Here is a 13,181-nt window from a genome sequence, read left to right as displayed (position 1 = left end):
TCGTTTCGGACTGTACGCTGGCCATCCAGTTAGAGGATCCATCCAACCGGATGGCGGGACGTGAAACTCTCGATCACGGTGCTCACTGGAGTGGTTAGCCGCAGGGGGCTGTCGGCGGTGGCGGGAGCGTTGGCTTACGTTTCTACCAAGCCGTCGAGTTCGATCAGCATTCCGGCGGCAGGCCCGGATTACCTGCCATCCCCGTATTAGGCCAGCAACGCCTGCCACTGCGCTACGATCCGCTCCATTGAAAAGCGACGCGCCTTCTGTCGCGCGGCTTCTCCAAGCCGCCTGGCGTCGTCTTTATGATGGATGATGTGCAGCAACGCTTGTGCCATTGCATCGCTGTCATCGACAGGTACGATCAGGGCATCCTGCCCGGATTCGAGTAACTCGCGAGGACCCGTCTCGCAGTCTGTGGACACGATCGGCAAGCCGAAGGCCATCGCCTCGATCAACACCAGCCCGAAGCCCTCGTAGCGGGAGCTAAGACAAAATATCGAGGCTTGCTTATACGCGTTCGTAATATCCGGGAAAACACCGGGAAGCGTGACAATGCTGTTCAGGCCAAGTTGCGAGCGCCAGCGTTCCAAAGCGGGGCGCTCCTCGCCATCTCCCACGATGACGAGCCTCCAATCCGGTGCCTGGGCGACGACTTGCGACCAAGCGCGCAGAAGCGTATCGAATCCCTTTGCCGGTACCAGTCGTCCCACGGCGATGACGGACGTGCCCGTTCTCGGAGCGGGGTGCGCGGGCATCGGAAAGGGAAGGGGATTGGGAATGCAAACGACGGGACAGCGCGGATTCAATACCTCGATCCATCGTCGTCGGTCCCGCTCGGTGAGTACCACGATATGGTCACCGAAGCGTGCGGCCAGCCGGCGGGCCAGCTTGCGAGCCGGCCTGCCAAGGTCTTCATCGAAGTGACAATGCTCCCATGCGATATGCCGTAGACAGAGGCCCAGCGTTGCAGGCAGTACGAACAGCGCCAGCATTGTGTCGACCTGCACCAGTACGTCAATCTTGCATTGCTTGACATGGCGTCGGATGCCCGCCACCGTTGCCGCATAGGCACGCTTGAAAGACGGACGCTGCTGGAAAAGCGCGCTGTGCTTGACAGCTGGGTGTAGCGGGAAGCAACTCGCGGGATCCCACAGGCTCAGGACGCTTACTGCGTAGCCTTGTTCGGCCAGTGCATTTGCAATTGTGGCCGTCATCCGCTCAGCGCCCGCCATGACGTTTAGCGTTCCCGTCAGGAAGCACACGTTCGGGAGCTTTTGTTTCACGCGCGGGCCTCCTGAGCTACCAGCGTGGTGTGTGCACTATGTATCCAAAGTGCAAGGCCAAACAATACTGAAAGCAGGTTGGCGGTGGCATAGCCGAGGATGGCGCCATAGGCCCCAATACGTGGGATGGCGATGAGGTCGATAGCAATGGTGACGCCGAACACTAACCCCCACTTTATCGCCACCAGACGCGGCCGGCGCAAATAGATCGGCAGCAAGGTCAGGCCGACATCGGCGAAGACAAGGGCTGAAGCCAGTGCCGTGAATTGCAAAAGGTTGGCCGCTCTGGCGAACGCCGCGCCATAGAGAAGGTGGACTATCCAGTGGGCGCTCAGCGCTATCAGAATACCGCCAGTCATGCCCACGACTGTCATGGCGACGGTGATCTTCAGGATGTTGCGGCGGGCCTGGGCCAGGGTAGGCTGCGCATAAACGTAGATCGGTGCAACCCCTGCGGCCAGGATCGTGGCGAGTACCACAAAGTTGTCGAGGATTTGCATTGATGCTGCATAAGCACCGAGGTCGCCAAGCGATACCTGCGGCTTCAGGAGTAACTGGTCAATTCTGCGTGATGCCATCATCAGCATGAAACTGGCCCAGAAAAAAAGCCCGTTGCCGAACAATTCCCGGGTCAGCGCAGGGTCATGGGAGGTGGGGGGGTGCTGAGCACGGCTCAGGTAGAAGGTTGTTAGCAGCCCAGCCATTACCACGGATTCAAGCGCGAAAGCCAACGCGTAGGTTGGTACATTGCGAGTGCCGAGCATGAAGAGCAGGGCAACACAGGCCGCCTTTACCGATAAGGATGCCAAATTGAACAGCGTATTGGGCCTGGTCTGCGTATGTGCCTGCATCCACGCAGTCACGATGCCGAAAGGTTCGCGCAACATCACGGCCACGCCGAGGATTAGCGATGGTAGCCAGAATTCAATAGATTGAACGGTGATGAAGAGGAAGGCGCACATCAGCAGGTACCCTGTCGCCCCAGCCGCCAGCCGAAGCCTAAAAGCGTGGCTGATCAAGCGGTGTTGGGCCAGCGGGTTCGTATCTGCAACCAGGCGTGGGACTACAACCTCGCTCCCGCAAATCAGGGCAATGGAGGATGCAATATAGACTAGTGCTTGCGCATACTGAAAATGTGCAAAGCCATCCGGTCCGAGCCCGCGCGCCAGCATCGCGACGATGCCGATACCCGCGACGACCTGGAGGCCTCGCTCCACGAGCATCCAGATCAGGTTACTGGCAACCCTGCGCTGCATTACGCGGATCCAGCGCAGGTTGCGGGGGCGGCAGATCGCAACTTCGCATAGCAAATCAGCCACTGCCGGGCGACGGCTTCCAGCCCGAATCGCGACGCGATGCGTTGCCGGCGTGCCTCTTGATCGGCCGCAGAGCCAATACCTGCGGCCAAGGCCTTGCGTATAGCGTCAGCCAATGCCGAAGCGTTGCCTCTTGGTACGATGTCTCCACAGTCGCCAAGCAATTCCACCACGCCGGCTGCGTCTGTGGCAACCACCGGGCACCCACAAGCCAAGGCCTCGCCTACTGCCAGCGGCATGCCTTCGATGCTGGAGGAAAGCACAAAGAGGTCGGCCGCGTTGAGTAACGTTGTGATATCGCGGCGAGTTCCCGCCAGGGTGACACGCGACTCCAGATTGTGCTTTCGGATGGCCTGCCCGAGGGCGTAACGCTCCGGTCCGTCACCAACGATCATCAGGCGCGTATCGCTGTTAGGATCGAGTAGCGCGAAAGCTTCGATCAGCAGGAGTTGGGACTTCTGCGGCACTAAGCGACCGACGTTAAGAATCAATCGGGTGTCGGACGAAAGTCCCAGCACTGTCCTGCCGGTTTGCCTGGCCGCGGGGTCAGGGCTGAACTGCGTGGTGTCTATGCCGTTGGGCATCACTGCGAAATGCTCACCTGGTGCTGCTCTTGCCTCAATCATTGCCTGACGCCCTTGTGGACTCACATGCGTGATAAGACTACCCCAGCGGTCGGTGAGCCGGTAGGCGAGCATGAGCAGCCTGCCGCCCTCCCGCACGCTGTGGGCGGTGCAGATAACGGGCGGTGCGGCGGTGATGGCGGAAAGGGCACGTGCAAACAGGTTGGCATGAACCATGTGTGCGTGGATGATATCCGGGCGCCAGTCGCGCACAAATGCACGCAAGCGCCAAAGTGCACGCGCCATTGAAGTGGGCGTCTTGTGCATGTTGAGTTCCAGTATGGTCGCCGCGTCGGGCAGAATAACTTCGCAGCCTCGAGTCAAGCTAACTATCGCAACCGAATGGCCAAGTGCGATGAACTGGCGCGCCAGCGCTGCCACCTGTTGTTCGGCGCCACCGAGCTTAAGGCCAGTAGTGAGTAGCAGAATGCGCATGGGCTTGTTGGTGGAGAGAGGGGGATGGTCTGCTCACCGCGCCCCATACCCCGTCAGCAACGTTCGCAACGTCTTCACCCCGATCAGCAGGTCCAGCGCAAACGAACAATGCTTGACGTAGTACAGGTCATAGCTGAGCTTGGTCACGGTTTCTTCATGCGTGCCTACATAGCCCTGCTGGACCTGGGCCCATCCGGACAAGCCGGGCCGCACCAGGTGCCGGTACGGGTAATACGGAATCGTATGGGCGAATTCGTCGACCATCGGCACCTGCTCGGGACGCGGGCCGATCAGGCTCATGTCGCCTACCAGCACATTCCACAACTGGGGGATTTCATCTAGCCGGTATTTGCGGATGACGCGGCCCACGCGGGTGACGCGCGGATCGCGGCGGGCGGCGAATTGCGCCGGCGCGCCGGCGTCGAACGCCATGCTGCGGAACTTGAACATGGTGAAGGGCTTGCCGAACAGTCCCACCCGCCCTTGGCGGAACAGAGCGGGGCCGGTGGATTCGAGGCGGATTGCGAGTGCTACAACTACGCCCAGCGGCAGCGCGAGCGGCGCCATGCAGAGTACAGCGGCGAGGTCTATCAGGCGTTTGGCGAAGCTGTAGAAGTAGTGCGCGGCGTAGTCGTCGAGGAAGTTCTCGTCGATGTGCGCCAGCCCCACGCGGCCGGTCAGCATCTCGCCGATCCGCTCGACAGAATACATGCGTACGTGGCTGAGCTTGAACTGGGCGAGCACGCGGGTGCGCTCGGGGTCCGCGGTCGCATTGCGGTCCAGCATCAGGCCGTCGCAATGCACGGCTTCGTCCAGCGAGCTGATGGCCTGGAAGCGGGTGGGGCTAGCCGGTGCCGCGCCGGGCATGGCGAGGATCTGCTCCAGTTGCGCCAGCGTGGCGGCATCGGTATAGCCGAAAAAGGGTACGTAGTTGCGCACGAAGCGCCGGTAGCCGAACCAGATCCAGCCTAACGTGGTGACATAGCTGAGCAGCAGCGCGCCGCGCGAATACTCGAGATGGAAGGCGGCGAAGACGAAGAGCAGCGCGGCAAAGGGCAGGGTGGCGGCCAACCCGACCAGGCTGTTGCCTTCCATGGCGGGCAGGTGCAGGGAGCGGTGCAGCAGCACGAAGGCGAACAGATAGGGCAGTACCGACCACAGCAGGGTACGGGTGAAGACGTAAGTGACCAGGGCGGCGTGATGGGCGAACTCGGCGAGCGCGATATTGAGACCGAACAGCAGCAGGCCCAGCAGCGCCCAGGCCAGCATGCGGCTGGCGCGGCGGACGGTTTCGGAGCCCTGCGGGCGGCTCAGCTGGGCAGGGCGGCCGACGCCGTGTGTCTTGTTCATTGTCCGCCTGCTCCAGTGCTGGCCGCCGCGCGGGCGGCGCCTGGCGTGCCCGCCAGCGCTTGCTGGTAGATCGTCCAGGTGGCGTCGGCCATTGGCTCCAGGCCAAATTCCCTTACCCAGCGCGTCCGGGCATTGCGTCCCAGTGTCTCACGCAGTGTGGGGTCGTCGGCCAGCCGTGCCAGCGCGGCCGCCCAGGCGTGTTCGTCATCGCCGGCGACCAGCAGGCCGCTGGCGCCGCTGTCCAGTTGCTCCCGGATGCCCGGGAGGTCGCTGGCGACGACGGGCAGGCCGGCGCGCATGGCCTCCAGTACCGAAAGCGGGAAGCCTTCATGGTCGGATGCCAGCGCGAAGGCCTGGGCCGAAGCCAGCAGGGATGGCACGTCGGTGACCGGGCCAGCAAACCTTACCCGGCCCGGTGCCATGCTATCGGCCAGGGACTGCAGGGTGGCCATCTGGGGGCCAACACCTGCCAGTACCAGCTCGCAATCGGGCAGGGCGGCGCGGGCGAAGGCACGGATCAGCAGATCGGCGCGTTTCGGGGCGGCCAGGCGCGCCACCATGACAATGCGCCGCAGCGGCGCGCCGGGTGTGGCCCGCGCGCTGCTGTCGGCGATGCCGTTGCGGATCACGCTGACCCGCGCGGCGGGGATCGGCAGCGACGCGGCCAGCGCGCGTTCGCCCTGCGCCACGCAGATCAGGCGGGCGGCCAGCGGCGCTAGCAGCCATTCCATGCAGCGAGAGATGAGGCGCTGGCGAGCCGGGGCGGCGGCCTTGAAGGCAAAGCCATGCACCGTATAGACCACCGGGATGCCGAGCAGCCAGCCGGCTACCCGGCCTAGCGCGCCGGCCTTTGCGCTGTGCGCATGGATCAGGTCGGGCGCGGTCTCCCGGAGGGCCTTGAGCAGTTCCCTGAGCGCGGCCAGCGCGCGCAGCGGCGAGAGGGCGTTGTCGAGCAGGGCCAGGCGTATGGTGCGGGCGCCGGCGGCTCGGGCGGCGTCCAGCAAGGGCCCGTCGCCCCCGGCCAGCAGCACGGGATCGATCCGGTCGCGCAGGGCGTGCAGCAGATCGGCGACGTGCGTCTGCGCCCCGCCGATCTCGGAGTTCGTGATCAGGAAGGCGATACGCTGGCGATGGGGGGGCAGGGGCGAAGGCACTGGGCAAAAAAGCGCGAGGGCGGGCAACAGGAACAGGCTACCAGGGCATTTCAGCATGGCCGACGAGCCTGGGGCAGGGCCGGCGGCAGGCTGTCCGGCAGGCCTGTCCCCAGACACTGGCCAGGCACCTGGGGCACCCCGCTCAGGTGGGGATCGATCCACTTTCAGGCAGGCTTGCCGCGCCATTTTCCAGCAAAACCGTTCGATTATAACTGGCGCGCCACTCGCAATCCGGCAAAATACGGTCTTTGACGCATTTGCCCGCCGACTCGGCCCTGGCCGGAATCCGTGCCTGGCAACGTCGACTGGTTCTACCGCTTACACACAGGATGACCCATGCAAGCAGATCCTTCCATTTTCAAGGCCTACGATATCCGTGGCATCGTTGACAAGACCCTCACGCGTGACGTGGCGCGTGCGATTGGCTTGTCGTTCGGTACGGCCGCCGCGGAGCAAGGCGAGCGCGCCGTGGTGGTCGGGCGCGACGGGCGCCTGTCGGGACCGGACCTGCTAGGCGGATTGGTCGAGGGCTTGCGTGCCGCAGGCATGGACGTGATCGACCTCGGCATGGTGGCCACGCCCATGGTGTACTTCGGCACCAATGTCGAGCTGGCGGGGCGCCGCGCCACTTCCGGCATCATGGTGACCGGCAGCCACAACCCGCCCGACTACAACGGCTTCAAGATGGTGCTGGCCGGCAAGGCGATCTACGGCGAGCAGATCCAGTCGCTGCGCCAGCGCATCGACGCCGGCAAGTTCGCCAGCGGCGCGGGCGGCTATCAGCAGGTCGACATCCGCCAGCAGTACCTAGACCGCATCGTTGGCGACGTCAAGCTGGCGCGCCCGATGAAGATTGCGCTGGATGCCGGCAATGGCGTGGCGGGTGCCTTCGTGGGCGACCTGTTCCGCGCGCTGGGATGCGAGGTGACGGAGCTGTTTTGCGAGGTGGATGGCAATTTCCCCAATCACCATCCCGATCCGGCCCATGTGGAAAACTTGCAGGACCTGATGCAGTGCCTGCGCGACACGGATTGCGAACTGGGCCTGGCCTTTGACGGCGACGGCGATCGCCTGGGCGTGGTGACCAAGGACGGCCAGGTGATCTTTCCTGATCGCCAGCTGATGCTGTTTGCCGAGGAGATCCTGTCGCGCAATCCCGGCCAGCAGATCATCTACGACGTGAAGTGCACCGGCAAGCTGGCTCCCTGGATCCGCGCGCATGGCGGCGAGCCGCTGATGTGGAAAACGGGCCATTCGCTGGTCAAGGCCAAGCTCAAGGAGACTGGCGCGCCCCTGGCCGGCGAGATGAGCGGCCACGTGTTCTTCAAGGATCGCTGGTACGGTTTCGACGACGGCCTGTACACCGGCGCGCGCCTGCTGGAGATCCTGTCCAAGCAGGCCGATCCGAGCGCGGTGCTCAATGCCTTGCCTAACTCCAACTGCACGCCCGAGCTGCAGCTCAAATGCGCGGAAGGCGAAGCCTTCACGCTGCTCGACAAGATCCGCGCCAATGCAAAGTTCGACGGCGCGCGTGAAGTCATCACCATCGATGGCGTGCGCGTGGAGTACCCCGACGGCTTTGGCCTGGCGCGTCCGTCCAACACCACACCGGTGGTGGTGATGCGTTTCGAGGCCGACAACGATGCCGCGCTGGCGCGTATCCAGGCTGAATTCAAACGCGTGATCCTGGCGGAAAAGCCGGACGCGCAACTCCCCTTCTGAGCGGATGCCGTTGACTGAGCCCCTGACGGGAACAACGGGCAAATCCTTGACCCCGCATGCGCTGCCCGCGCGGCCGCGCATCCTGGTGGTCAAGGTCTCGTCGCTAGGCGACGTGGTGCATAACATGCCGCTGGTGCACGACCTGCGCGCGCGCTGGCCGGATTGCGAGATCGACTGGGTGGTCGAGGAGGGCTATGCCGATCTCGTGCGCTTGCTGCCCGAAGTGCGGCGGGTGATTCCGTTCGCGCTGCGGCGCTGGCGCAAGCGCTTCTACCAGGCTGCGACCTGGCGGGAGATCGGTGCGTTCAAGCGCGCCTTGCGAGAGGACGCTTACGACGCCGTGATCGAGACGCAGGGCCTGCTCAAGACTGCCGTGGTGGCACGCGTGGCCAACCGCCGCGAGGGCGCGCCCGTGATCGGGCTGGCCAATGCCACGCAAGGCTCTGGCTATGAGCCGGCCGCGCGGCTGTTCTATACCGAGCCCGTGACCGTACCCCGCCAGACGCATTCGGTGCGGCGTTCGCGCCTGCTGGGCGCGGCGCTGACGGGTGGCACGCCGCCGGAGCCGCCCCAATTCTTCGGCCCCGGCGCGCGCACGCTGCACGTCGACGATGCGCTATGGGCCGGCCTGCCAACGCGCTACGCAGTGTGCTTTCACGCTACTGCGGGCGCGAAGAAGAAATGGCCGCTGGCCAGCTGGCACGACCTCGGCCGCCGGCTGTTGGACGATGGCCTGACCATGTTGCTGCCCTGGGGCAACGACGCGGAACGGCGCGCGGCGCAAGACATCGCTGCCGGCGTGCCGCAGGCGCAGGTGCTGCCGCGCTTCACGGTCATGCAGGGGTTTGGCCTGATCAATCGCGCCGAGGTGGTGATCGGCGTCGATACGGGTTTGGTCCATATCGCCGCGGCGCTGTGCCGGCCCACGGTCGAGATCTATACCGCGACGTGGCGCTGGAAGACGGAAGGCTACTGGTCGGACCGCATCGCCAATGTGGGCGACGATGGCATCGTGCCGTCCGTCGATGAAGTCTACGCAGCCGCCCGGCGCGTGCGCGGGCAGGGGAACTGATGCTGCGCGTTTTGTATAACCTGCTATGGCTGCTGGCGCTGCCGGTCGCGCTGCTGCGCCTGGTGTGGCGTGCTCGTAAGGAGCCCGGCTACGTGCAGCACGTGGGCGAGCGCCTTGGCGCCTACGGCGGCCTGCCGTCGGCGGGGCCGTGGCTGTGGGTCCACGCCGTATCGGTGGGCGAGACCCGTGCCGCGCAGCCGCTGATTGACGCGCTGCTGGCGCAATATCCGAGCCATCGGCTCTTGCTCACGCACATGACGCCCACCGGGCGGCAAACCGGCGCCCAGTTGTATGGCGCCGAGCCGCGCGTGCTGCAGTGCTACCTGCCGTACGACCTGTCGTGGCTGGTGCGGCGCTTCCTGCGCTACTTCCGTCCGGATGCCGGCATGCTGATGGAAACCGAGGTATGGCCCAACCTTGTGCGCGGTGCCCGCGTGGCCGGCGTGCCGTTGCTGCTGGTCAATGCCCGGCTGTCACCGCGCAGCTTCCGCCGCACCGCGCGCTTTGGCAGCGCTGCCACCGCGATGTATCGCGACTTCACCGCGGTGCTGGCGCAGACCCAGGGCGACGCTGAACGCTTCCGCGCGCTCGGGCTGCCGTCGGTGCAGGTGACCGGCAACCTCAAATTCGATATGCAACTGCCCGAGGCAGGCCTGCAGCGCGGCCGCGTGCTGCGCCAGGGGTTTGGCTCGCGCGCCGTGTTCGCCGCCACCAGCACGCGTGACGGCGAGGAAGCGTTGCTGCTGGAAGCGTTCGCGCGTTGGCAGGCGCTCGGCGCCGAGGTGCCGCGCCCGGCTTTGCTGCTGGTGCCGCGCCATCCGCAGCGCTTCGATGAAGTGGCGGCGCTGGTCACGCGTGCCGGCTTCACGCTGCAGCGCCGCGGCATGCTTGGCGATTCCGCTGCGTGGGAGCAAGCGGGACTGCCTGAGCCGGTCACGGCGGATGTGCTGCTGGGGGACTCCATGGGCGAGATGGCGATGTACTTCGCCGCCTCGGATATCGCCTTTATCGGCGGCAGCCTGCTGCCGCTGGGCGGGCAGAACCTGATCGAATCCTGCGCCGCTGGCACGCCCGTCCTGATCGGGCCGCATACCTTCAACTTTGCGCAGGCCACTGAAGATGCCATCGCTGCCGGCGCCTGCCAGCGCGTGGCGGATGCCGATGCGCTGATGCGCGCGGCGGCCACGATATTGGGCGATGTGCCGGGGCTCGAAGCCATGCGCGGCAATGCGCGTGAGTTCGCGGTGCTTCACCGGGGTGCCACGGCGCGCACGATGGCTGCGCTGGGGCAGGTGCTGGCTTCGTGATTGGTTGGTCCGTTAGGCTGGCTGGAACCGCATTCGCGCCGAGCGTAAGTGCGGCGGGAGCTTTCGGGGCCGGTCAAGGCGCGCATCGACGGTGACAAAGCCCAGCCTGCGATAGAGCGCCGCCGCCCGCACATTGCTGCGCAGCACGTCGAGAAACAGGCCCTGGCCGGCTCGAGCGGGTAGCAATCCCGAGCGCATGGTGTCCGCAAAGAGCCCTTGGAAGATGCCCTGCCCACGCATATCGTCACGCGTGGCACAATGCGCGAGCAGGGTTTGCGTGCGCTTTGGCGGCGGAATCTCCCGCTCCAGTATCAGGCCTCGTGCGGCGATGCTGGCGGTTTGCCGCAAGCCAAAGAAACGCAGGAATGCCAGCGCAATGTGTGGATCGTCCAGCAGGTTGGTGCGGCCATCCTGGATCGCTAGCACCGCTACCGGCTGGTCTTCAATTGTGGCGACGCGATGCCGCCGCCATGAGAATTTACCAGTGTCAGACGCAATGACCTGCCGCAGGAAAGCCACACGTGCCTCCCCGGCGTTTCCCAGCAGGTAATCAAACTCGAGCTGGCCCGAGGCCATCACCAGCGGCGCCAGGGCCGCTGCATCGTGTGCCGTAGCTGGGCGGAAGACGATTTCGGTCAACGCGTTCAACGGCACCGGCGGCCATGCAGTCACTTGTGTGCAAGCCGTGCGAGGGCGTCGACGGTGGTGCGAATCTGCTCGGGCGTGTGCGTCGAACAGATAAAGAAGCGCAGGCGCGCCGCCTTTTCTTCTACGGCTGGATAGAAGATCGGCTGGGTATTGATACCTTCGTCGAAGAGCGTGTTCGCCCACTGCGCGGCCTTCATCGAACTCCCCGTGATGACTGGGATCACGGAATAGCCGGCACTGCTCCCCGTATTCAGGCCCGCCTCTCGCGCAAGCGCGAGGAACAGTTGCCCGCGCTCGCGCAATGTTGCGACGCGTTGCTGCTCGGCCAGCATCCGCTGCAAGGCGGCCAGCGATGCCGCGGCCAGCATCGGGGCAATGCCCACGCTGTACAGGAAGCCCGGGGCCAGGTGCCTGAGGATGTCGGTCAGCGCCTGTTCGCCGGCGATATAGCCACCACAGCCGGCCAGCGTCTTGCTGAAGGTTCCCATCCAGATATCCACTTCGCGTCCCGCTACGCCGCAGTGCTCGCGGATGCCTTTGCCGTTGGCGCCGAGCACGCCCAGCGAGTGCGCTTCGTCGACCAGCAGGAACGCCGCGTGGCGGCGCTTGATGTCAATAAAGCGCTCCAGGTCCGGCAGGTCACCATCCATGCTGTAAAGGCCTTCGATGGCGATCAGCACACGCTGGTACTCGCGGCGCACGCGCGTCAGGATGTCATCGAGCGCCTGCCAGTCGTTATGCGGGAAACTCAGCCGCTTGGCGCCGCTGAGCTGCGCGCCTTGCACGATGCTGTTGTGGGCGAGCGAGTCGTGCAGGACCAGGTCATTCGGCCCGAACAGCGAGCCGATGACCGTGACATTGGTGGCATGGCCGCTCACGAACGCCACGCAGTCGTCCACCTCGTACAGCTCGGCCAGCGCATGCTCCAGATCGCGCTGCACGGGACGCTCGCCGGCCACCATGCGGCTGGCGGAAGCCGAGGTGCCGTAGCGGTCGATGGCGGCCTTGGCGCTGGCGGACACTTGCGCGTCGCCAGCCAGCCCGAGGTAGTTGTAGTTGGCGAAGTTGATATAGCTCTTGCCGCCGATCTTCGTGGTGGCGCCGGCCACGCCTTCGTGCACCCGGAAGAAGGGCGATGCAATGCGCAGCTGCTCGCTCATCTGGCGGCCGATGGCCACCTGCTGGTACGCCGGCAGCGTATCGAATCGGCACAGCTGCGCCAGCTCCGACGGTGCGGCCGGCCGCACCATGGCCGCTGGGGCGGCCTCGATTTCGTTGGTCACCCGCTCAAGCTGGCGCCGCAGCGCCTTGGCGGCAAGTTGTTGCCTCAGGTGGTCGCCCAATCCCATACGTCTTCCTTGTTCAATCAGGTGGCCGGTCCGGTCCACTCCCACGCATCGGGTTGCGCGAGCAGCGCCGAACACAGGCGATAGTTCATCTCATGGCTGGGGCGCAGGGCCGTCACCCGTGCTAACAGCGGCGCGCCCAGCAAGGCCAGGTCTCCGATCAGGTCCAGCACGCGGTGGCGCACGAACTCCTCGGGCAGGCGCATGCCGCCGAGCACATTTCCACCGACGATGGTCGCCGTGCACGATGGCCGCGCGCCGCGCAGGATGGGCTTGCCGCGCAGGTAGCCAAAGGCGATCGTGGGAATCGCCCATTTCAGGCGGCCGTACGAGCGCGACGGCGCGATCTCGCTGGCGAAGCGCTCCGGATTGATTTCGCCTTGCCAGGACAGCACGCCGAAGCCCTTGAGGTCGTTGGTGACCTTCAGTTCATAGCGTGCGGCCGGCTCGATCATCAGTTCGCGCATCTCGCTGTCGGCCACCGTCAGGCGGCGCAGCACGCGCAGGAAGCGCTTGGGCTCCGGCAGCGCAGTGCGGCCGCAAGCTTGCATTGCCTGAATCCACGGCAGGGCGCTGCCGTCGAGGATGGGGACTTCTTCCGCGTCGAGTTCCACCGTGGCGTGATCGATCTCGCAGGCCAGCAGCGCGGCCAGCAAATGTTCCACGGTGCGTACGCGCAGGCCGTTGCCGGCCTGCAAGGCAGTGCACAGCGGCTGCGCCAGGCGCAGACCGGGCACGGCAGGCAGATCGGCCAGGGGCTGGCCATTGCGCACCCGTCGGAACACGATGCCTTGGCCCGCGCCGGCGGGCCGGATCCGCACATTGACGCGCCGGCCGGTGTGCAGGCCGTGGCCCGCGATCACCAGATCGCGCGCCAGCGTGCCTTGGCTTGCCTGCCAGCCGGTCATGCCAGTTATGCCAG

General features: G+C 65.2%; 11 protein-coding genes. 3 read left to right on the top strand and 8 right to left on the bottom strand.

Annotated elements, in window-relative coordinates; translation table 11 throughout:
• Positions 1-206: 206 nt before the first annotated feature.
• Genes ACX12D_RS14760 through ACX12D_RS14740 form a run of 5 tightly spaced genes read right to left on the bottom strand, consistent with a single transcriptional unit; the run spans position 207 to position 6,221 of the window.
• Complete coding sequence (locus ACX12D_RS14760) at positions 207-1,235, bottom strand: glycosyltransferase family 4 protein (protein ID WP_459374027.1); 1,029 nt, start codon at positions 1,233-1,235, stop codon at positions 207-209.
• A 47-nt stretch (positions 1,236-1,282) separates the two neighbouring features.
• The gene (locus ACX12D_RS14755) at positions 1,283-2,542 is read right to left on the bottom strand and encodes a lipopolysaccharide biosynthesis protein (protein ID WP_459371684.1); all 1,260 of its coding nucleotides are present in this window, start codon (positions 2,540-2,542) and stop codon (positions 1,283-1,285) included.
• A complete protein-coding gene (locus ACX12D_RS14750; protein ID WP_459371683.1) occupies positions 2,542-3,660 on the bottom strand; it encodes a glycosyltransferase in 1,119 nt (372 codons plus the stop codon). The genes ACX12D_RS14755 and ACX12D_RS14750 overlap by 1 nt, the downstream gene beginning before the upstream one ends.
• A 33-nt stretch (positions 3,661-3,693) precedes the next feature.
• Positions 3,694-5,010: a sugar transferase gene (locus tag ACX12D_RS14745; protein ID WP_459371682.1), complete on the bottom strand. Its 1,317-nt coding sequence runs from the start codon at positions 5,008-5,010 to the stop codon at positions 3,694-3,696.
• The gene (locus ACX12D_RS14740; protein ID WP_459371681.1) at positions 5,007-6,221 is read right to left on the bottom strand and encodes a glycosyltransferase family 4 protein; all 1,215 of its coding nucleotides are present in this window, start codon (positions 6,219-6,221) and stop codon (positions 5,007-5,009) included. The genes ACX12D_RS14745 and ACX12D_RS14740 overlap by 4 nt, the downstream gene beginning before the upstream one ends.
• 279 nt (positions 6,222-6,500) lie before the next feature.
• Between ACX12D_RS14740 and ACX12D_RS14735 the strand changes: the two genes are divergently transcribed.
• Genes ACX12D_RS14735 through waaA form a run of 3 tightly spaced genes read left to right on the top strand, consistent with a single transcriptional unit; the run spans position 6,501 to position 10,265 of the window.
• Positions 6,501-7,886 (top strand): phosphomannomutase/phosphoglucomutase, encoded by a 1,386-nt coding sequence (locus tag ACX12D_RS14735; protein ID WP_459371680.1) that lies wholly within the window; start codon positions 6,501-6,503, stop codon positions 7,884-7,886.
• Between the two features lie 4 nt (positions 7,887-7,890).
• Positions 7,891-8,958 carry a lipopolysaccharide heptosyltransferase I gene (gene waaC / locus ACX12D_RS14730; protein ID WP_459371679.1) on the top strand — a complete coding sequence of 356 codons (1,068 nt, stop codon included), beginning with the start codon at positions 7,891-7,893 and terminating at the stop codon, positions 8,956-8,958.
• Positions 8,958-10,265 (top strand): lipid IV(A) 3-deoxy-D-manno-octulosonic acid transferase, encoded by a 1,308-nt coding sequence (waaA, locus tag ACX12D_RS14725; RefSeq protein ID WP_459371678.1) that lies wholly within the window; start codon positions 8,958-8,960, stop codon positions 10,263-10,265. Before waaC ends, waaA begins: the two co-directional genes overlap by 1 nt.
• 12 nt (positions 10,266-10,277) lie before the next feature.
• On the opposite strand, the gene ACX12D_RS14720 is transcribed toward waaA, so the two are convergent.
• From ACX12D_RS14720 to ACX12D_RS14710, 3 genes are read right to left on the bottom strand one after another with little or no spacing between them, the layout of a single operon-like run.
• A complete protein-coding gene (locus ACX12D_RS14720; RefSeq protein WP_459371677.1) occupies positions 10,278-10,904 on the bottom strand; it encodes a GNAT family N-acetyltransferase in 627 nt (208 codons plus the stop codon).
• A gap of 29 nt (positions 10,905-10,933) precedes the next feature.
• Complete coding sequence (locus ACX12D_RS14715; protein WP_459371676.1) at positions 10,934-12,262, bottom strand: aminotransferase class I/II-fold pyridoxal phosphate-dependent enzyme; 1,329 nt, start codon at positions 12,260-12,262, stop codon at positions 10,934-10,936.
• 17 nt (positions 12,263-12,279) lie between these two features.
• On the bottom strand, positions 12,280-13,176 hold the full coding sequence (locus ACX12D_RS14710) for a UDP-3-O-acyl N-acetylglycosamine deacetylase (protein WP_459374026.1): 897 nt from the start codon (positions 13,174-13,176) through the stop codon (positions 12,280-12,282).
• Positions 13,177-13,181: the final 5 nt, after the last annotated feature.

It is taken from the genome of Cupriavidus sp. PET2-C1 (assembly GCF_054515855.1).
This window is presented reverse-complemented; position numbering and strand designations above follow the sequence as displayed.

Coding starts and splice junctions, on each gene's coding strand:
- ACX12D_RS14760 (WP_459374027.1), bottom strand. CDS start 1,235: ATGGCGGGCGCTGAGCGGATGACGGCCACAATTGCAAATGCACTGGCC.
- ACX12D_RS14755 (WP_459371684.1), bottom strand. CDS start 2,542: ATGCAGCGCAGGGTTGCCAGTAACCTGATCTGGATGCTCGTGGAGCGA.
- ACX12D_RS14750 (WP_459371683.1), bottom strand. CDS start 3,660: ATGCGCATTCTGCTACTCACTACTGGCCTTAAGCTCGGTGGCGCCGAA.
- ACX12D_RS14745 (WP_459371682.1), bottom strand. CDS start 5,010: ATGAACAAGACACACGGCGTCGGCCGCCCTGCCCAGCTGAGCCGCCCG.
- ACX12D_RS14740 (WP_459371681.1), bottom strand. CDS start 6,221: ATGCTGAAATGCCCTGGTAGCCTGTTCCTGTTGCCCGCCCTCGCGCTT.
- ACX12D_RS14735 (WP_459371680.1), top strand. CDS start 6,501: ATGCAAGCAGATCCTTCCATTTTCAAGGCCTACGATATCCGTGGCATC.
- waaC (WP_459371679.1), top strand. CDS start 7,891: ATGCCGTTGACTGAGCCCCTGACGGGAACAACGGGCAAATCCTTGACC.
- waaA (WP_459371678.1), top strand. CDS start 8,958: ATGCTGCGCGTTTTGTATAACCTGCTATGGCTGCTGGCGCTGCCGGTC.
- ACX12D_RS14715 (WP_459371676.1), bottom strand. CDS start 12,262: ATGGGATTGGGCGACCACCTGAGGCAACAACTTGCCGCCAAGGCGCTG.